The sequence below is a fragment of the Agrobacterium sp. D14 genome (genome assembly GCF_001526505.1).
GTDB lineage: Bacteria > Pseudomonadota > Alphaproteobacteria > Rhizobiales > Rhizobiaceae > Agrobacterium > Agrobacterium leguminum.
In genome coordinates this window covers 40,049-58,828 of record NZ_ASXX01000021.1, presented here as the reverse complement: position 1 = coordinate 58,828, position 18,780 = coordinate 40,049, and the positions used below count along the sequence as shown (strand labels likewise).

Annotated in this window: 16 protein-coding genes; 14 read left to right on the top strand and 2 right to left on the bottom strand. The window is 60.9% G+C overall.

The features are described 5' to 3' along the window. The 7 genes from L901_RS14115 to L901_RS14085 all read left to right on the top strand — a co-directional run bounded on the left by L901_RS14115 (position 1) and on the right by L901_RS14085 (position 7,136). Positions 1-1,467, top strand: a complete 1,467-nt coding sequence (locus tag L901_RS14115) for an aldehyde dehydrogenase (RefSeq protein WP_059757779.1) — start codon at positions 1-3, stop codon at positions 1,465-1,467. Between the two features lie 4 nt (positions 1,468-1,471). Further along, positions 1,472-1,786: an NIPSNAP family protein gene (locus L901_RS14110; RefSeq protein WP_020813480.1), complete on the top strand. Its 315-nt coding sequence runs from the start codon at positions 1,472-1,474 to the stop codon at positions 1,784-1,786. A 57-nt stretch (positions 1,787-1,843) separates the two neighbouring features. Beyond that, positions 1,844-2,854 (top strand): ABC transporter substrate-binding protein, encoded by a 1,011-nt coding sequence (locus L901_RS14105; protein WP_059757777.1) that lies wholly within the window; start codon positions 1,844-1,846, stop codon positions 2,852-2,854. A gap of 108 nt (positions 2,855-2,962) precedes the next feature. After that, positions 2,963-3,790: an ABC transporter permease gene (locus tag L901_RS14100; protein WP_371259718.1), complete on the top strand. Its 828-nt coding sequence runs from the start codon at positions 2,963-2,965 to the stop codon at positions 3,788-3,790. A 1-nt stretch (position 3,791) separates the two neighbouring features. Beyond that, on the top strand, positions 3,792-4,592 hold the full coding sequence (locus L901_RS14095) for an ABC transporter permease (protein WP_059757772.1): 801 nt from the start codon (positions 3,792-3,794) through the stop codon (positions 4,590-4,592). Beyond that, positions 4,589-5,671, top strand: a complete 1,083-nt coding sequence (locus L901_RS14090) for an ABC transporter ATP-binding protein (RefSeq protein WP_059757769.1) — start codon at positions 4,589-4,591, stop codon at positions 5,669-5,671. The genes L901_RS14095 and L901_RS14090 overlap by 4 nt, the downstream gene beginning before the upstream one ends. A gap of 10 nt (positions 5,672-5,681) precedes the next feature. Continuing rightward, the gene (locus tag L901_RS14085; RefSeq protein ID WP_059757766.1) at positions 5,682-7,136 is read left to right on the top strand and encodes an NAD-dependent succinate-semialdehyde dehydrogenase; all 1,455 of its coding nucleotides are present in this window, start codon (positions 5,682-5,684) and stop codon (positions 7,134-7,136) included. 23 nt (positions 7,137-7,159) lie between these two features. On the opposite strand, the gene L901_RS14080 is transcribed toward L901_RS14085, so the two are convergent. Next, positions 7,160-7,774: a TetR/AcrR family transcriptional regulator gene (locus tag L901_RS14080; protein WP_059757763.1), complete on the bottom strand. Its 615-nt coding sequence runs from the start codon at positions 7,772-7,774 to the stop codon at positions 7,160-7,162. Positions 7,775-8,078: 304 nt separating this feature from the next. Between L901_RS14080 and L901_RS14075 the strand changes: the two genes are divergently transcribed. The 4 genes from L901_RS14075 to L901_RS14060 all read left to right on the top strand — a co-directional run bounded on the left by L901_RS14075 (position 8,079) and on the right by L901_RS14060 (position 14,222). Beyond that, on the top strand, positions 8,079-9,155 hold the full coding sequence (locus tag L901_RS14075) for an efflux RND transporter periplasmic adaptor subunit (protein ID WP_059757760.1): 1,077 nt from the start codon (positions 8,079-8,081) through the stop codon (positions 9,153-9,155). Continuing rightward, the gene (locus L901_RS14070) at positions 9,155-10,240 is read left to right on the top strand and encodes an efflux RND transporter periplasmic adaptor subunit (RefSeq protein WP_059757757.1); all 1,086 of its coding nucleotides are present in this window, start codon (positions 9,155-9,157) and stop codon (positions 10,238-10,240) included. The genes L901_RS14075 and L901_RS14070 overlap by 1 nt, the downstream gene beginning before the upstream one ends. After that, on the top strand, positions 10,237-13,308 hold the full coding sequence (locus L901_RS14065) for an efflux RND transporter permease subunit (RefSeq protein WP_059757755.1): 3,072 nt from the start codon (positions 10,237-10,239) through the stop codon (positions 13,306-13,308). The genes L901_RS14070 and L901_RS14065 overlap by 4 nt, the downstream gene beginning before the upstream one ends. 197 nt (positions 13,309-13,505) lie before the next feature. Beyond that, entirely contained in the window at positions 13,506-14,222 is a 717-nt protein-coding gene (locus L901_RS14060) for a FadR/GntR family transcriptional regulator (RefSeq protein ID WP_059757752.1), read from the top strand. Here the strand turns inward: L901_RS14060 and L901_RS14055 are convergent. Continuing rightward, positions 14,191-15,618: an aspartate ammonia-lyase gene (locus L901_RS14055; protein ID WP_245289649.1), complete on the bottom strand. Its 1,428-nt coding sequence runs from the start codon at positions 15,616-15,618 to the stop codon at positions 14,191-14,193. The two genes, L901_RS14060 and L901_RS14055, sit on opposite strands and share 32 nt — an antisense overlap. Positions 15,619-15,891: 273 nt before the next feature. Here L901_RS14055 and L901_RS14050 point away from each other — a divergent pair, with 273 nt between their 5' ends. From L901_RS14050 to kdpF, 3 genes are all read left to right on the top strand, one after another. Beyond that, complete coding sequence (locus L901_RS14050) at positions 15,892-17,343, top strand: amino acid permease (RefSeq protein ID WP_003519567.1); 1,452 nt, start codon at positions 15,892-15,894, stop codon at positions 17,341-17,343. After that, a complete protein-coding gene (locus tag L901_RS14045; protein ID WP_059757745.1) occupies positions 17,340-18,293 on the top strand; it encodes an asparaginase in 954 nt (317 codons plus the stop codon). The genes L901_RS14050 and L901_RS14045 overlap by 4 nt, the downstream gene beginning before the upstream one ends. A gap of 376 nt (positions 18,294-18,669) precedes the next feature. After that, the gene (gene kdpF / locus L901_RS14040) at positions 18,670-18,759 is read left to right on the top strand and encodes a K(+)-transporting ATPase subunit F (protein WP_003506089.1); all 90 of its coding nucleotides are present in this window, start codon (positions 18,670-18,672) and stop codon (positions 18,757-18,759) included. Positions 18,760-18,780 lie beyond the last annotated feature (21 nt).

Genomic DNA, 18,780 nt, shown 5'->3' with positions numbered 1-18,780 from the left:
ATGCGCAGTTTCCAGTGCTATATCGACGGACGTTTCGAAGATGGCGAGGCGCGTTTCGCAAGTCTCGATCCCGCAAGCGGCGCTGCATGGGCCGAAATGCCGGAAAGCCGCGAGGCGGATGTCGGCCGTGCGGTCGAGGCCGCTCACCGGGCGCTTTACGAAGATGCAGGCTGGTCGAAACTGACGGCGACACAGCGTGGCAAGCTGCTCTACCGGCTCGCCGATCTGGTCACTGAGAATGCGAAGACGCTCGCCGAACTCGAAACCCGCGATACCGGCAAGATCATCCGCGAGACCTCCGCGCAGATTGCCTATGTCGCGGATTATTATCGTTATTATGCGGGTCTCGCCGACAAGATCGAGGGCGCCTATCTGCCGATCGACAAGCCGGATATGGATGTCTGGCTGCGGCGCGAACCCGTGGGCGTCGTGGCGGCCATCGTGCCGTGGAACAGCCAGCTATTTCTCGCCGCCGTCAAGATCGGTCCCGCACTCGCGGCCGGCTGCACGATTGTCGTCAAGGCCTCGGAAGATGGGCCGGCACCTCTTCTGGAATTCGCCCGGCTGGTGCATGAGGCCGGTTTTCCCGCCGGTGTGGTCAATATCGTCTCCGGCTTCGGCGCGGCCTGCGGCACGGCGCTCACCACCCATCCGAAAGTGGCCCATATCGCCTTTACCGGCGGTCCGGAAACGGCGCGTCATATCGTGCGTAATTCGGCTGAAAACCTCGCTTCCACCTCGCTGGAACTCGGCGGCAAATCGCCGATCCTCGTTTTTGCCGATGCCGATCTTGAAAGCGCTGCCAATGCGCAGGTGGCGGGAATTTTCGCCGCGACCGGCCAGAGCTGCGTCGCCGGTTCGCGGCTGATCATCGAAAGAAGCGTCAAGGATCGGTTCCTCGAAATTCTGAAGGCGAAAGCTGAGGCGATCCGCATCGGCTCGCCGCTGGATATGGCGACGGAAGTAGGCCCGCTGGCGACGGAGCGCCAGAGAAAGCATATCGTTTCTCTGGTTTCCGCCTCCGTGGACGCGGGCGCCAAGGTTGTCACAGGCGGTGCGCCTGTAGATGGCGACGGTTATTTCTATCGGCCAACCATTCTCGATTGCGACGGCATTCGTTCGCCATCGATGGAGAAAGAGTTCTTCGGCCCCGTCCTCTCGGTCGTTTCGTTTGAAACCGAAGCGGAAGCCATCGCGCTGGCCAATGACACGGTCTATGGGCTTGCCTCCGGTGTCTTCACGCAGAACCTGACGCGCGCCCACCGTCTGATGAAGGCGATCCGGGCCGGCATCGTCTGGGTGAATACCTACCGTGCGGTTTCGCCGATTGCGCCTTTCGGCGGATTCGGCCTGTCGGGCGACGGACGCGAGGGCGGGCTTGCGGCGGCGCTCGATTACACGCGCACCAAGACCATATGGCTGCGCACCTCCGATGACCCGATCCCCGATCCCTTCGTGATGCGGTGAGCCCATGTTTTACGAAATCCGCACCTACCGGCTGAAAAACGGCGCCATTCCCGCCTACCTCAAGGTGGTCGAGGAGGAGGGTATCGAAATCCAGAAGAGCCATCTCGGCGAGCTGGTGGGTTACTTTTTCTCCGAGATCGGCCCGATCAATGAGATCGTCCATATCTGGGCCTTTTCGAGCCTGGATGACCGCGAGGAACGGCGCGCACGGCTGATGGCCGATCCGCGCTGGTTGTCCTTCCTTCCGAAAATCCGCGACCTCATCGAAGTCGCCGAAAACAAGATCATGAAACCGGCGCGGTTTTCACCGCTCGGGTGAAATGCGCCGGTCGCGACGTGCATACCAACAAGAAGCTCTAAAACGGAGTAAGGGAACATGAAATTGAAACTGGTATTGACGGCATGCGCCGCTCTTTTTGCCCTTGGTGCATCTGCTGAGGCGAATGATCTGGTTTTCTCCAGCTGGGGAGGAACCACGCAGGACGCCCAGAAGGCGGCCTGGGCTGAAAAATTCATGGTGTCGACCGGCATTAACGTGGTGCAGGACGGTCCGACGGACTACGGCAAATTGAAGGCCATGGTCGAGGCGAACGGCGTGACCTGGGATGTGGTCGATGTCGAGGGCGATTATGCCGCGCAGGCCGGCCCGAAGGGCCTGTTGGAAAAACTCGATTTTGCCGTCATCGACAAGACCAAGCTCGATCCGCGCTTCGTGACGGACTACTCCGTCGGCAGCTTTTATTATTCCTTCGTCATCGGCTGCAATGTCGATGCCGTGGCCGCCTGCCCGAAGAGCTGGGCGGATCTGTTCGACACCGCGAAATTTCCGGGAAAACGCACCTTCTATAAATGGTCTGCGCCGGGTGTGATCGAAGCCGCCCTTCTGGCCGATGGTGTGGCCGCCGACAAGCTTTATCCTCTCGATCTCGACCGCGCTTTCAAGAAGCTCGATACGATCAAATCCGATATCATCTGGTGGTCCGGCGGCGCGCAGTCGCAGCAGTTGATTGCATCTGCGGAAGCGCCCTTCGGCAGCGTCTGGAACGGCCGCATGACGGCGCTTGAAAAAAGCGGCGTGAAGGTGGAAACCTCCTGGCAGCAGAACATCACCGCGGCGGATTCCCTTGTCGTTCCCAAGGGAACGAAGAACAAGGATGCGGCGATGAAGTTCATCGCGCTCGCCACCTCTGCGCAGGCGCAGGCGGATATGGCGACCGCGACGGGTTATGCGCCGGTCAATATCGAATCCGCCAAGCTGATGGATCCGGAAACCGCCAAGACCCTGCCGGACCAGCAGACGGCAAGCCAGGTCAATGCCGATATGAACTACTGGGCGCAGCATCGCGACGAGATCGGCGAACGCTGGTACGCCTGGCAGGCGAAGTAAGATAACGGCGCGGGCCGCGACAGGCGCCCGCGCGATTTTCCACGTCCGGGAGGTTTGGGCATGGTCTCGCTTACCGATGAAACAGTCAGCCCGAAAGCGAAGGTGCGGATGCCTTTCCGGCCCGGCAACTTTACGGCTACCCTGCCGGCGCTTGTCCTGCTTGTCCTGTTTTTCGTCGTTCCGGTTCTGATCCTGCTGTCGCGCAGCGTCACCGAACCCGTTTTCGGATTGGGCAACTATGCCGCCCTGCTGGGAAGCTCCACCTATCTGAAGATCTTCTTCAATACCTTCGCGGTGTCGGCGTTGGTCACGGTCGTGTCGCTGGCGATCGGCTTTCCCGTCGCCTGGGCGCTCGCCATCATGCCGGCGCGGCTCGCTTCCATTGTCTTTGCCATATTGCTCCTGTCGATGTGGACCAATCTTCTGGCGCGCACCTATGCGTGGATGGTGCTGTTGCAGCGCACGGGCGTGGTGAACAAGACGCTGCTGGGGCTGGGCATCATCGATCAGCCTCTGGCGCTGGTCAACAATCTTACCGGGGTAACGATAGGCATGACCTATATCATGCTGCCCTTCATCATCATTCCGCTCTATGGCGTCATCCGCAAGATCGATCCGGCCATCCTTCAGGCGGCGGCCTTGTGCGGGGCGACACGCTTTCAGGCGCTAACGCGAATTCTCATTCCGCTGGCAGCACCCGGTATGATTTCCGGCGCGCTGATGGTCTTCGTCATGTCGCTCGGTTATTTCGTCACCCCCGCGCTCCTCGGCGGCACGGCGAACATGATGCTGGCCGAACTCATTGCGCAATTCGTCCAGTCGCTGGTCAATTGGGGCATGGGCGGGGCGGCCGCACTGGTGCTGCTGGTGGTGACGCTGACGCTTTACGCCATCCAGCTCAAATTTTTCGGCGCGGCCGGGTCAGGGGGGCGCTGACATGCTTTTGAACTATAACAGCCTCGGCGTCTGGAAATGGCTGCTCCTCCTGATCACGGTGCTGACGACGGCATTTCTCGTTCTGCCCATCGTTTTCATCGCAGCGCTGTCCTTCGGCTCGTCGCAATGGCTGATCTTTCCGCCGCCCGGCTGGACATTGAAATGGTATGCCGATTTCTTCGCCGATCCGCGATGGCTGGAGGCCGCCTGGACCAGCCTGCGCATCGCCCTCATGGTCACGGTGCTGTCCGTGCTGATCGGTCTTGTCGCCTCCTTCGGGCTGGTGCGCGGCCGTTTCATTGGGCGTAACACGCTTCGCGCGCTGTTCATGACGCCGATGATCCTGCCTGTCGTGGTGCTGGCGGTGGCGCTTTACGCCTTTTTTCTGAAACTTGGCCTTGCCGGCACCACTGCCGGTTTCGTCATTGCCCATCTCGTCGTGGCGTTGCCTTTTTCCATTCTGGCGTTGACCGGCGCGCTCGAGGGTTTCGACAAATCGATTGAGGATGCGGCGGTGCTGTGCGGCGCAAGCCCGTTGCAGGCGAAAATCCGCATCACGCTTCCTGCGATCAGCCACGGCCTGTTCTCGGCGGCGATCTTCTCCTTCCTCACCTCGTGGGATGAGGTGGTGCTGGCGATCTTCATGGCAAGCCCGACATTGCAGACGCTGCCGGTGAAAATCTGGGCAACGCTGCGTCAGGATTTAACGCCGGTTATTGCGGCCGCCTCCACGCTTCTCATCGCGGTGACCATCATTCTCATGCTGCTTGTCGCGGCTGTGCGAAAAGGACTGAAAACATGACCAAACCGCTCCTGCAGATTCGCGGCATCCGCAAGCAATACGGACCGGTCGTCGCCGTTCAGGACGTCAATCTCGACGTGCAGCCGGGTGAGTTCATGACATTTCTCGGACCGTCCGGTTCGGGCAAGAGCACGACGCTTTATATCCTTGCCGGTTTCGAGCAGCCGACATCGGGCGATATTCTGCTGAACGGCGAAAGCCTGCTGTCGACGCCGTCGCACAAGCGCAATATCGGCATGGTCTTTCAGCGCTACACCCTGTTTCCGCATCTGTCGGTCGGCGAGAACATCGCCTTTCCGCTGAAGGTCCGCCGCAAGAGCAAGGCGGAAATCGATGCGAAGGTGAAGGAAATGCTGCGGCTTGTCCGTCTCGAAGGTTTCGAGGACAGAAAACCGGCGCAGATGTCGGGCGGCCAGCAGCAACGCGTGGCGCTGGCCCGTGCGCTTGCCTATGACCCGCCGGTTCTGCTGATGGATGAGCCGCTGTCGGCGCTCGACAAGAAGCTGCGCGAAGAAATCCAGTTCGAAATCCGCCGTATTCACCAGCAGACGGAAGTGACGATCCTCTATGTTACCCACGATCAGGAAGAGGCCTTGCGTCTTTCCGACCGGATCGCGGTGTTTTCCAAGGGGGTTATCGACCAGATCGGCACGGGACCGGAGCTTTACGCTCACCCGGCGACCCGTTTCGTGGCTGAATTCATCGGCGACAGCGACTTCATCGCCTGCGATCTCCTCGCCGCCTCGGGCGGCAAGGCGACGGTGTCGCTCGGTCGGGATATCGTCTTCGATCATATTCCGATGCATGGCGAAGCCACGCCGGGAAAGAAGGCGGCGCTGATGCTGCGCCCGGAGCGGCTGCAGCTCAGCCGCAACCGGCCGGTCGCCGCCGCCGGTTTCCAGGCCACGGTCAGCGACATCACTTTCCTCGGCAACAATGTCCATGTGGTGGCCCATACCGGCTCGGGTGAGCCGCTTGCGGTGCGCCTGCCTTTCGGCCATGAGGCGATTTCCGGCCTCAGCCGTGGCGACCTCGTGCATCTCGCCTTCGATCCGGCCTCGGCGCAGGTCTTCTGTTGAGGGATGGGCCATGCATCTGAATGATCCCATACTCTTCGGCGAGAAAGTGCCCGTGGCCGGCCGCTGGATCGGTTGCGATGGCCGTGAAACGGCGGCGATCCGCAATCCCGCGACCGGAGAGATCGTCGGGCGGGTTCCAGAACTCGGCGCGAAGGAAACGAGAGAAGCGATCGCTGCCGCCGTGATCGCCCAGAAGGAATGGGCCCGCCGCACCGCCGGCGAGCGTGCAAATATCCTGAAGGAATGGTTCCGGCTCGTCATGGAAAACCGTGACGATCTCGGCATGATATTGACGCTGGAACAGGGCAAGCCGCTCGCGGAAGCAAAGGGTGAGATCGCCTATGGCGCGAGCTTCATCGAATGGTTTGCAGAAGAGGCGCGGCGGATCAATGGCGAGACAGTGCCCGGCCACCAGCCGGATAAACGCATTCTGGTTCTTCGCCAGCCCGTGGGCGTGGTTGCGGCCATCACGCCATGGAATTTCCCCAATGCCATGATCACCCGCAAGGCCGGCCCGGCGCTGGCCGCCGGCTGTGCGGTGGTGCTGAAACCGGCGCCGCAAACGCCGTTTTCGGCCATCGCCCTTGCCATCCTTGCCGAGCGCGCCGGCCTGCCGCTTGCGCTTTTCAGCATTTTGACGGGGCCAGCGGCCGAGATAGGCGGGGAAATGACGGCAAGCCCGGATATCCGCCTTCTGACCTTTACCGGCTCGACGCGTACGGGCGAACATCTTTACCGGCAATGTGCGCCGACGATCAAGAAACTGGGGCTGGAACTCGGCGGCAATGCGCCCTTCATCGTCTTCGATGACGCCGATCTGGATGCCGCTGTCGAGGGCGCGATCCTCGCCAAATTCCGCAACAATGGTCAGACCTGCGTTTGCGCCAACCGTCTTTATGTGCAGAGCGGCGTCTATGATGCTTTCGCTGAAAAATTCGCAGAGGCCGTCGCGCAATTGAAGGTCGGTAACGGGTTGGAAGGGGCAAGCATTCTCGGGCCTCTTATCGATGCAAACGCGGTCGCCAAAGTGGAGGCGCATATTGCCGATGCGCTTTCGAAAGGCGCCGAGATTGCCATCGGCGGCAAGAGGCATGCACTGGGCGGCAATTTCTTTGAGCCGACGATCCTGCGCAATGTCGATGCCGGCATGCAGGTGGCGCATGAGGAAACCTTCGGACCGCTTGCGCCGCTCTTCCGCTTCGAGGATGAGGCGGATGTGATCGCGCAGTCGAACGATACCGATTTCGGCCTCGCATCCTATTTTTATGCGCGCGATCTCTCGCGGGTCTTCCGGGTTGCCGAGGCGCTCGAATATGGCATGGTCGGTGTCAATACGGGAGCTATTTCCACCGCCGAGGCGCCTTTCGGCGGTGTCAAGATGTCGGGTCTCGGCCGGGAAGGCTCACGGCACGGCATCGAGGAATATACCGAGCTCAAATATGTCTGCATCGGTGGCGTCGGCTAAGGCCGGGCCGCGAAGAATGATGCCTATGCCAGCAGCCCACGCATGATCAGCTCGAGATGTATTTTCAGGACGGCCTGTCTGTCCAGAATGCGCCGGTCGTTGAAAATCAGCCGGAACACCAATGTTCCGACCATGGGTGACATCACCACTTTTGCGAGTTCGGGAGGGTTGGCCCTGAACCTTTTTTTCGCGACGCCTTCCTCGAGGATCGTATCGATGCGCGCAAAGACCGGCGCCATCAACGTGTCATGGTGCTGGTCGATGAGATCGGGAAATTTTGCGCCTTCCGCAAGGATCAACCGGAACAGTTCCCGCATCTTCTTGTTGTCGACGAGTGCATCGAACAGGAATTCCAGCAGCAGGCGAAGCTCCTCGACGGGGTCGTCGGATGTATGCGTATAGGCCTTGAACGCCTCCTGGAACGGCAGGGAGGCATGCTTGACCATCGCTTCGAAGAGCGCCTCCTTGGTTTCGAAATAGACGTAGACCGTCCCTTTCGTCACCCCCACCCGTTCCGCGATGTCTTCCACCCGCGTCGCGGTAAATCCCCTTTTGGTGAATTCCTCGAATGCGGCATCGAGAATTTGCAACGGACGTTGTATCTTCTGTTCAGCACGTGTCAGTTTTGCTTTCGCCATGGCCCCGGATCCTTCTATTTTTTGACGCGTGCCCTTCTGTCCGTCGCGATTGGCGGAAATGAGAGATGGGTTTGCCTATAGCACCGGCGCAAAAACCGGAATGATTTTTGTGAAGGCGCGCGCATGCTTCAATATGCCGGAACATTACCAATGCGCCCGCGGGTATGTGCCGGACGAGAAGGGAACGATCATTCGGGAACCTGTACCAATACTCCGGACAGCTCCCCGATCAGCGGCACAAGAATTTCATTGACTATTCAGTCAGTCAAATATTATAGGATGAGGCGAAGATCAAGAGGTCACCATGAGAACCATTCTTATCGCGGCGGCGCTTGGCGGTATTTTCGCCCTGTCGTCCTGCAGCAATGAAGAGCCGCCCGCCGAAAAGCCGCTCCGCACCGTCGATGTGGTCGCGGCTGAGAAAAAGCCCGTTGATCGCGGTAGCGTCATCACGGGCGAAGTAAAGGCACGGGTCCAGACGGATCTGTCCTTCCGCGTCAGCGGCAAGATCACCGAGCGGCTGGTGGATGTGGGCGCACGGGTGAAGACCGGGCAATTGCTTGCCCGCATGGATCCCGAAGAGCAAAAGGCCGATCTCGATGTCGCCCTGGCTAACCTGCAATCAGCGGAAGCGCAGCAGACGCAGGCGCAATTGACGTTCGACCGTCAGCAAAGCCTTTTCAAGACGCAGGTGACCTCGCGTTCGGCGGTCGACAAGGCCCAGGAAACCCTGCTCACGACGCAGGGCGCAGTGAGATCGGCGCAGGCGCAGCTCGATACGGCGCGGGATGCCCTGTCCTATACCGAACTTAGGGCGGATGCGGATGGCGTTATCACGGCGCGCAATGTCGAAGTCGGCCAGGTGGCGCAGGCCGCCCAGCTCGTCTTCACGCTGGCGCATGACGGGCCGCGCGATGCGGTCTTCGATGTCTACGAATCCCTCTTCCTTGAGCGCGATATCGACAATCTTGTCAATGTCAGCCTCCTGTCGGACCCCGCCCGCAGCGTTGCGGCGCCGGTGCGGGAAATTTCTCCGACGATAGACCCGGACAATGGAACGATCAGGGTCAAGGTGGGTCTTAACGGCGATATGACCATGCCGCTCGGCGCGCCCGTATCCGGCCATTTCCGCTTCAAACAGGTCGATGCGATTGAGCTTCCGTGGTCGGCGATGACGTCGCAGGACGGCTTCCCCGCCGTGTGGGTGGTCGATACGCAATCTTCGGAAATCGCCATGCGGCGCATCGAGGTCGCCGATTACGAGACGGGTCAATTCGTCATCACGCAGGGGCTTAATCCCGGCGATCTCGTCGTCACCGTCGGCACCAAATTTCTCCGCGCCGGTGAAAAGGTCGCCTATGAAAAGGGGCAGGCACAATAATGTCCAGTATATACAAAAGCTTGTTTTTGGTGGCTGTGGCGATTGCGGTTTCCTCCTGCGAGGACAAGCAGGAAGCCGCCGCCGAGGCGCCGCGCCCGGTGCTTTCCGTTGTCGTGGAAGAGAAGCCGGCCGATGCCCTGCGGCTAACCGGCACGGTGGAATCGCGCATTCAGACCGATCTCGGCTTTCGCGTGCTCGGGCGCATTATCGCCCGCAATGTCGATGTCGCCGATCTGGTGAAGAAGGGTGACGTGGTTGCGTCGATTGATCCGCTGGCGCTCGAGCTTGCGGTGAAGAGCGCGCAATCCGACCTTTCCAACGCGGAAGCGCAGCTGGCCAATGCAGTGACGACCGAGCAGCGCCAGCGTGTGCTGGCGGAAGCCCGCAGCGGCACGGAAGCGGCACTGGAAGAGGCCGAGCAGGCCACCCGCACCGCCAATGCGTCCGTCGCCAAGGCGCGCGCCAATCTCGACAAGGCCGAGGAACAGCTGGGTTATGCGCAGCTGCATGCGGAATTTGACGGCGTGGTGACGGCAACCTCGGGCGAAATTGGGCAGGTCGTCTCGGCCGGGCAAACGGTCGTGACGATTGCCCGCCCGGAAGTGCGCGATGTGGTGGTCGACGTTCCGCAATTTGCGGCACAGCGTCTGGAGATCGGCTCCGCCTTCGAGATCGCCCTGCAGCTCGATCCGAAAATCCGCACCACCGGTGTGGTGCGCGAGATCGCTCCGGAAGCCGAAACGGCGACGCGCACGCGCCGCACGAAGATCAGCCTACAGGATGCGCCGCCGGCATTCCGGCTCGGCTCCGTCGTCACGGCCTCGGTGCTTGCCGCATCCGAACCGCAGATCATGCTTCCGTCATCTGCCCTGCTGAAAACCGACAATGGATGGGGCGTCTGGATCGTCAATGCCGATACGGCAACGGTAACGCTCCGTCCGGTCACGATAGAGGGCGAGCCTGCCGAAGGCGGCAGCGTGCGCATCACCGGCGGCGTCAAGCCCGGCGAACGTGTTGCCAGCGCCGGCGTTCACAAGCTCAAGGATGGACAGGCCATCAGGATCGATCAGGAGGTCCGTCAGTGAAGAAATTCAATCTCTCCGACTGGGCGCTCGAACACCGTTCGCTCGTCTGGTACTTCATGCTGGTTTTCGTTCTTGCCGGCGTTTTCTCCTATCTCAACCTCGGCCGCGAGGAAGATCCGAACTTCACCATCAAGACCATGGTGATCAGCGCGCAATGGCCCGGCGCTTCCGCAGAGGAAGTGGCGCGGCAGGTGACCGACAGGATCGAGAAAAAGCTCGAGGAACTCGACAATCTCGATCATCTGCGCAGCCAGACGGTGGCCGGCCGCACGACGATCTTCGTGGAGCTGGTGCCGGAAACCAAGGCGCGCAACGTCGAGCCGACCTGGGTGCGGGTGCGCAACATGATCGGCGACATCAAGGGCGATTTCCCCTCGGGCGTCGTCGGTCCCTTCTTCAATGACCGCTTTGGCGATGTCTATGGCAATATCTACGCCTTCACCAGCGACGGTCTCAGCCAGCGGCAATTGCGCGATCTGGTGGAAGATGCCCGTGCGAAGGTGCTGACCGTCGACAATATCGGCAAGGTCGATGTCATCGGCGCACAGGACGAGACGATCTATCTGGAGTTTTCCACGCGGCAGATCGCGGCGCTCGGCATCGACCAGCAGTCGATCATCAAGACGCTGCAAGCCCAGAACGCCGTCACGCAATCCGGCTTCGTCAATGCCGGGCCTGAGCGCGTGGCGCTGCGCGTCAGCGGCCAGTTCACCTCGGAAGACAGCCTGCGGTCCATCAACCTGCGGGTCAACAACCGGTTCTTCCCGCTGACGGAAGTGGCGACGATCCGGCGCGGTTATGTCGATCCGCCGTCATCGCTGTTCCGCTTTAACGGCCAGCCGGCCATCGGCCTTGCTATCGGCATGAAAACCGGCGCGAACCTGCTGCATTTCGGTGAGGCGCTGGATGCTGAGATGAAGCGGGTGGTGGCTGATCTGCCTGTTGGCGTCGATGTGCATCGCGTGTCCGATCAGCCGGCCGTGGTCGATGAGGCGGTCTCGGGCTTCACCTCGGCGCTGTTCGAGGCCATCGCCATCGTTCTCGTCATCAGCTTTATCAGCCTTGGCCTCAGGGCCGGCATGGTGGTTGCCGTTTCCATTCCGCTCGTGCTGGCGATCACTTTCGTCTACATGGAATATACCGGCATTTCCCTGCAGCGTATCTCTCTAGGCGCCCTCATCATCGCGCTCGGGCTTCTCGTCGACGATGCGATGATCGCCGTCGAGATGATGGTCGCGCGGCTTGAGGTCGGAGACGATCTCAGGAAAGCGGCGACCTATGTTTACACCTCGACCGCTTTCCCGATGCTGACCGGTACGCTGGTCACCGTTGCCGGTTTCATTCCGGTCGGTCTCAATAACAGCGCGGCGGGTGAATTCACCTTCACGCTTTTTGTGGTGATCGCCGTTTCGCTGATCGTGTCATGGATCGTCGCGGTCCTGTTCACGCCGCTGCTCGGCGTGACGATCCTGCCAAAGACGATGAAATCGCACCATGAGAAAAAGGGCCGCTTTGCCTCCGCCTTTTCCTGGCTTCTCGGCCGGGCGTTGCGCTGGCGCTGGGTGACGATTATCCTCACCATCGCGCTGTTCGGCCTTTCCGTCGGCGGCATGGGCCTTGTGCAGCAGCAGTTCTTCCCGTCATCCGACCGCGTGGAACTGATCGTTGACTGGAACCTGCCGCAGAACAGTTCCATTGCCGAGACCAACCGGCAGATGGCGCAGTTCGAGCAGGAAATGTTGGCCAAGAATCCGGATATCGACCATTGGACAACCTATGTCGGCGAAGGCGCGCCGCGTTTCATCCTGTCCTTCGACGTGCAGACGCCTGATGTCACCTTCGGCCAGACGGTCATCGTCACCAAGGGGCTGGATGTGCGTGACAAGGTCCGTGCCGAGTTGCAGGACTATCTGAACAAGACTTTTATCGGCACCGACGCTTTCGTGAAACTGCTCGATATCGGTCCGCCGGTCGGAAAGCCGGTGCAATATCGCCTGAGCGGTCCTGATATCCAGAAGGTGCGCGAGCTCGGGCAGCAATTGTCGGGGATCGTCGGCGAACACCGGCTGCTGTCCAACATGGTGATGGACTGGAATGAGCCGACGCGCGTCGTCAAGGTCGATGTTCTGCAGGACAAGGCCCGCCAGCTCGGCGTCTCCTCGGAAGACATCGCCAATGCCATGAACAGCATTGTCGAAGGCTCCACCGTCACGCAGGTGAGGGACGATATCTACCTCGTCAACGTGGTGGCGCGGGCGCAGCTTTCGGAGCGCGGCTCCATCGAGACCTTGCAAAACCTGCAATTGCCGGCAACCAACGGCAAGGCCGTGCCGCTCTCGGCAATCGCCAATTTCCGCTATGAGCTGGAGCAGCCGACCATCTGGCGTCGCGACCGGATTCCGACGGTCACCGTCAAGGCTGCCATTATCGGTCCGACGCAGCCGGCGACGATTGTGGAGCAGCTGAAGCCGAAGATCGAGGCGTTCCAGAAGGTGCTTCCCGTCGGCTATACGTTGGAGACGGGCGGCTCGGTGGAATCCAGCGCGGATTCGCAAGCGCCGATTGTCGCTGTCGTGCCCATGATGCTGTTTGCAATGGCGACGATCCTAATGATCCAGTTGCAGAGCTTCAGCCGGCTGTTCCTGGTCTTTGCCGTAGCGCCGACTGCCCTGATCGGCGTCGTGGTGGCGCTGCTCTTCTCCAATGCACCGATGGGGTTTGTCGCCATTCTCGGCGTGTTGGCGCTGATCGGTATCCTGATCCGCAACTCGGTCATCCTCGTCGTGCAGATCGAGCATTTGAGAAGCGAAGGGGTCTCGGCATGGCGTGCCGTCATCGAGGCGACCGAGCATCGCATGCGGCCGATCATGCTGACGGCGGCGGCGGCCACCCTTGCCCTCATCCCCATCTCTCGGGAAATCTTCTGGGGCCCGATGGCCTATGCGATGATGGGCGGCATTGTGGTTGGCACGGCGCTTACCCTGCTTTTCCTGCCAGCGCTCTATGTCGCGTGGTTCCGCATTCCGCGTGAGGATGACAAGCCGGAGGCAGCGGAAATCAAGGCGTAATATCTGACGCGGAGCGAGGGTGCGGCGATGCTGCATCCTCGCTCCAACAAAAATATCCGCCGTCGTTGTTCCGGCGGGCAGGATAATGTTAGGAAGGTCGGCTTGGCCGCGAGAGCGGCGGCCGTCCTTTGCGTTTGGGCGGCTGTCTGGTTTTGCGGTGACATTGCGAACATATTGAGAGTGCGGAGGGTTTGAAGATGGGCGGGTTGTCGGATTGGCTGTCGGATGCGCAGCCGATCAATCGCAAGAATGCCGCAGAAGCGGTGTTCGATGATATCCGTTCCGCCATCACCTCGGGGCAGCTTGCGGTCGGCACCCGGCTGCCTTCCGAAGCCCATCTGGCCGCCCGATATGGCGTCAGCCGGCCGATCATTCGCGAGGCTTTGCGGTCGCTCCAGACCCTGGGGCTGACGCAGACCCGCACCGGAAGCGGCACCTATGTGATGACGCCGACGCCGCCTTCCGAATTGAACTACGGGACATATTCTGCCCGCGACCTGATCGAAGCGCGGCCTTTCATCGAGGTTCCTGCGGCCGGTTGGGCGGCGTTGAGGCGCACCGATGCGCAGCTGGAGGTCTTGCTGGACCTTTGCGATCGGATGGAATCCGAGGAAAGGCCGCATCCCTGGGTGCTGCTGGATGGGCAATTCCATTGCGCCATTGCGGAAGCTTCGGCCAATGGACTGTTCGCCAAGGTGGTGGCGGATGCCCGCGAGGCCGTATCCCAGCAATCCGAGATGGTGAACCTGATGGCCGGTCGCCGCGTCGCCTCGAATTTCGAGCACCGCCGGATCGTCGAGGCGATCCGGCGGGGTTCAGCGCCCGAGGCGCGGGAGGCGATGGAGCTTCACCTTGGGCAGGTGAAGCAGGTGGTGACGACGATTATTGGCGAAGATCGGCTTCGCCAGCCGTGACGGCGGGCAGGTTGGCAAGGTGCCGAGGGCTCAGCGCCTGCTGCAATTGCGCATCGGTGAGATAACCGCGTTCCAGAACCACCTGCGGCACCGTGCGGCCGCTGGCAAGCGCTTCCTTCGCCACTTCCGTCGCCGCATAATAACCGATCAGCGGGTTGAGCGCGGTGGCGAGACCAATGGATTCTTCCACGCGCTGCGCCATGATCGCCGGATTGGCGACGATACCCTCGACGCAGCGTTCCGCCAGCGTGCGGCAGGCCGCGCTGAGCTGACTGATGCTCTGTGAAAGTGCGCGCACGATGATCGGCTCGAAGGCGTTCAACTGCAATTGCCCGGCTTCGGCGGCCATGGTGATGGTGATGTCATTGCCGATCACCGCATAGGCCACCTGATTGACCACTTCGGGAATGACCGGATTGATCTTGCCCGGCATGATGCTGGAACCCGCCTGAACGGAGGGCAGGGTGATCTCGCCGATGCCGGCGCGCGGGCCGGAAGAGAGCAGGCGAAGGTCGTTGCAGGTTTTCGACAGCTTCACGGCGACGCGTTTCAGCACGCCGGAGAGATGCACGAAAGCGCCGGGGTCCTGCGTGGCTTCGATGAGGTCTGCCGCCGTCACCAGCGGCCGTCCGGTCAGCTCCGCCAGGTGCTGGCAGGCAAGCTCGGCATAACCGCGCGGTGCATTGAGCCCGGTACCGATGGCGGTGGCGCCGAGATTGATCTCGTGCAGAAGTGCTGCGGATTCGATGAGGCGCGCCTGATCTTCTCCCAGCATCACCACGAAGGTGCGGAATTCCTGGCCGAGCGTCATCGGCACGGCGTCCTGCAATTGCGTGCGGCCAATCTTGATGAAGCCGGCGAATTCCTGCGCCTTGCGGTCGAAGGCATCCTTCAGCACGCCCATGGAAGCCGCCAGATCGTCGATGGCCTCGATCAGCCCGACATTGATTGCAGTCGGATAGGCGTCGTTGGTCGACTGGCTGAGATTGACATGATCGTTCGGGTGAAGGCGGGCATAATCGCCTTTTTCGTGACCGAGCAGTTCGAGTGCACGGTTGGCGATGACCTCATTGGCGTTCATGTTGGTGGAGGTGCCGGCTCCGCCCTGAATTTCATCCACCACGAACTGCTCATGCAGCGCGCCGGCGCGGATTTCGCGGCAGGCCGCGGCGATGGCTTCCGTTCGTTCGGCGTCGAGAAGGCCAAGCTCGTGGTTTGCGCGTGCCGCCGCCTCCTTCACATAGGCCAGTCCCCGGACGAGATAGGGGTTGTGGCCGATGGTCACCCCGGTGATCTTGAAGTTTTCCACGGCGCGCGCCGTGTGCACGCCCCAATAGACATCCGCCGGAATTTCCTTCGTCCCGAGCAAATCATGCTCCTTGCGCGTCACGCTCACTTTTTCCTCCACTGGCTTTTAAGCGTTGCTATATCTGTAAAGCTGTCTTACAGATTTTTTGACCTTAATTGGGGTGGAGGAGAAGGTCAATCATATCGAATACGCTTGACGAACGGCATTATCTGCCATTATGAGGGGCGAAAATCTGTCATGCAGCTTTACAGCGCGCATGAGCATGCATGCTGGCCATATTCCAGCGCGGACTGTGCCAGTTTCATTTTCATTTCCGGCTTATCGCCGACTGCAAGCACTTTATCGGGAGGATAAATATCCATGCATTCTGGGAAAACGGCGTCTGCCGACCGTGAGGTCTTCGTCGAAGAAGATCTCGGTTACCACAAGGCCCTCAAGCCGCGTCAGATCCAGATGATCGCCATTGGCGGCGCCATCGGCACCGGGCTTTTCCTCGGTGCGGGCGGGCGTCTGGCGCAGGCCGGCCCGGCGCTGGTCTTCGTTTATGCACTTTGCGGCTTCTTCGCGTTTCTGGTGCTGCGCGCACTTGGCGAACTGATCATGCATCGCCCGAGCTCCGGCTCCTTCGTGTCCTATGCCCGTGAGTTCTACGGCGAGAAGATGGCCTTTGCGGCCGGCTGGATGTATTGGCTGAACTGGGCCATGACTTCTGTGGCGGATGTGACCGCCGTCGCCCTCTACATGAATTTCTTCAAGCAATATGTTCCGTGGCTCGCTGGTATCGACCAGTGGGTCTTCGCGATGACGGCACTTCTGGTCGTGCTGGCGATGAACATGCTGTCGGTGAAAGTCTTCGGCGAGCTTGAATTCTGGTTCAGCCTCATCAAGGTGCTGGCGCTTGCGATCTTCCTCGTGGTCGGCATTTATTTCGTCATCTTCGGCACCCCCATCGAAGGCCACGTCACCGGCTTCAGCATCATCACCGATAATGGCGGCTTTTTCCCGAACGGTATTTTGCCAGCCTTCGTGATCATACAGGGCGTCGTCTTCGCTTATGCATCCATCGAACTGATCGGCACGGCGGCAGGCGAGACGGAAGACCCGCGCAAGGTTATGCCCCGCGCCATCCGCGCCGTGGTCCTGCGTCTCGTGGTCTTTTATGTCGGTTCGGTGCTGCTGTTCGCGCTGCTTCTGCCCTATACCGCCTATAAGGCCGGCGAGAGCCCCTTCGTCACGTTCTTCGGTTCCATCGGCGTGCAGGGCGCCGACGTGATCATGAACCTCGTGGTTCTGACCGCCGTGCTGTCCTCGCTCAATGCCGGGCTTTATTCTACCGGTCGCATCCTGCATTCGATGGCGGTTTCCGGTTCGGCGCCGGCAGCACTTGCGAAGATGAACAAGAACGGCGTGCCCTATGGCGGCATCGCGGTGACCGCCGTCGTCACTGTTCTTGGTGTGGCGCTGAACGCTGTCGTTCCCGCTTCGGCCTTCGAGATCGCGCTCAACCTTTCGGCGCTCGGCATTATCTGCGCATGGGCCGTCATCGTGCTCTGCCAGTTGAAGCTCTGGCAGCTTTCTGAGCGCGGTGAACTCGTGCGTCCGGATTTCCGCATGTTCGGCGCGCCCTATACCGGCATTCTCACGCTCATCTTCCTGTTCGGCGTGCTGGTGCTGATGGCCTTCGATTATCCCGTCGGCTCCTGGACCATCGCCTCGCTGCTGATCATCATCCCGGCGCTCGTCATCGGCTGGTATCTCTTGCGTGACCGCATCTACCGCCTTGCGGACGAGCGTGCGGGAGCATCGCAGTGAGCGGGCACGACGCAACGCCTCTGGTGGCGGTCATCGCCACCGGCGGCACCATCGCCAGCCGGCGTGGTGCCGATGGCGTCAGCACGCCCAGCCTTTCGGGCGAGGATCTGCTGGTGCTGGTTCCGCAGATCAACGCCCGGCTGAAGCCGGTCGATCTGATGGCGAAGGATTCCTCCAGCCTGACACTGGCAGACATGCAGCGCATCAGCGATGCGGTGGGCGCCGAGCTCGATGATCCCGCTATTGCCGGCATCGTGGTTCTGCATGGCACCGACGCCATGGAAGAATCCTCGCTGCTCGTGCATTTGCAGCGGGCCATCACAAAGCCGGTGGTCTTCACCGGCGCACAGTTTACCGCAGACCATAAGGACGCGGACGGGCCGGCCAATCTGGCCCGGGCCATAGAGACAGCGCTCGATCAGGCGAATGCCGCAAAAGGCGTGCTCCTCTCCTTCGGCGGCCGCTGTCTGCCGGCCTGGGGGCTTTATAAGCTGAGCGCGGACGAGGCGGACGCCTTCCGCTCCGCCCGGCCGCTGGCTGCTGGCGCAACGCTGCGGCTTTCCGCCCCGGTAACCGATCAACGCGTCGATATCGTCGCCATTCATCCCGGCTGTGACGCGACCCATATCGATGCAAGCCTGCAGGCGGGCGCGAAAGGCATCGTGCTTGCCGCACTCGGTTCGGGCAACGCCAATCCGCGTATCGCTGAAGCCGTGAAGCGCTGCGCCGAACGCGGCGTTCCCGTCATCGTTTCCAGCCGCGTGCCGGAAGGGCTGCTGGTGGCGACTTATGGCGGCGGCGGCGGCGGGCATGATCTTGTCGCGGCCGGCGCCGTGCATTCATCCACGCTTCGCCCGGGCCAGGCCCGCATTTTGCTGGCCGCGCTGCTGGCCGGTAAAAGTCCGGCGGAAACCATCGTTTCCGCTTTCGGTGACAGCCCGCTCGCTTAGAGCATTTCCAGGAAAAGTGGACCCCGGTTTTCCGTCCGGAAATGCGTCAAAACTCTAAGTAGCGGCAGCGATGCCCGCGACCGGCGGGCATCGAAATTCCTATAGGATTCCTATTTTATTGTCTCTGTGGCCGTCTCGAACCTTTATGCGGTTCGGGTGCATTCTTCTGTGCGTGAAGGGATGGTGTTCCCTTCTCAGCCAGAAAGAATGAAAAGCGACGTCCCACATGACGGCGCTTTTCTTCCTGTCCGGCTCCTCGAATAAAAAGGAGTCCCATCGATGATGGATGTTGTTCTGATCGGCGCAGCCACGCTGTTTTTCGCCCTCTGCTTTGCCTATACGCGCGCCTGCGACCGGCTTTAGACGGGAGGCTGCGATGACATTCGACTATATCTTGAGCGGTGCCGTCACGGTCTTTATCGCCGCCTATCTCACCTATGCTCTCATTCGCCCCGAACGTTTCTGATCGGGAAGCGGCGGCTATTGA

What these genes read in the sequence shown, in the direction of transcription:
- L901_RS14115 (WP_059757779.1), top strand. Translation starts at nt 1, where the DNA reads ATGCGCAGTTTCCAGTGCTATATCGACGGACGTTTCGAAGATGGCGAG.
- L901_RS14110 (WP_020813480.1), top strand. Translation starts at nt 1,472, where the DNA reads ATGTTTTACGAAATCCGCACCTACCGGCTGAAAAACGGCGCCATTCCC.
- L901_RS14105 (WP_059757777.1), top strand. Translation starts at nt 1,844, where the DNA reads ATGAAATTGAAACTGGTATTGACGGCATGCGCCGCTCTTTTTGCCCTT.
- L901_RS14100 (WP_371259718.1), top strand. Translation starts at nt 2,963, where the DNA reads ATGCCTTTCCGGCCCGGCAACTTTACGGCTACCCTGCCGGCGCTTGTC.
- L901_RS14095 (WP_059757772.1), top strand. Translation starts at nt 3,792, where the DNA reads ATGCTTTTGAACTATAACAGCCTCGGCGTCTGGAAATGGCTGCTCCTC.
- L901_RS14090 (WP_059757769.1), top strand. Translation starts at nt 4,589, where the DNA reads ATGACCAAACCGCTCCTGCAGATTCGCGGCATCCGCAAGCAATACGGA.
- L901_RS14085 (WP_059757766.1), top strand. Translation starts at nt 5,682, where the DNA reads ATGCATCTGAATGATCCCATACTCTTCGGCGAGAAAGTGCCCGTGGCC.
- L901_RS14080 (WP_059757763.1), bottom strand. Translation starts at nt 7,774, where the DNA reads ATGGCGAAAGCAAAACTGACACGTGCTGAACAGAAGATACAACGTCCG.
- L901_RS14075 (WP_059757760.1), top strand. Translation starts at nt 8,079, where the DNA reads ATGAGAACCATTCTTATCGCGGCGGCGCTTGGCGGTATTTTCGCCCTG.
- L901_RS14070 (WP_059757757.1), top strand. Translation starts at nt 9,155, where the DNA reads ATGTCCAGTATATACAAAAGCTTGTTTTTGGTGGCTGTGGCGATTGCG.
- L901_RS14060 (WP_059757752.1), top strand. Translation starts at nt 13,506, where the DNA reads ATGGGCGGGTTGTCGGATTGGCTGTCGGATGCGCAGCCGATCAATCGC.
- L901_RS14050 (WP_003519567.1), top strand. Translation starts at nt 15,892, where the DNA reads ATGCATTCTGGGAAAACGGCGTCTGCCGACCGTGAGGTCTTCGTCGAA.
- kdpF (WP_003506089.1), top strand. Translation starts at nt 18,670, where the DNA reads ATGACATTCGACTATATCTTGAGCGGTGCCGTCACGGTCTTTATCGCC.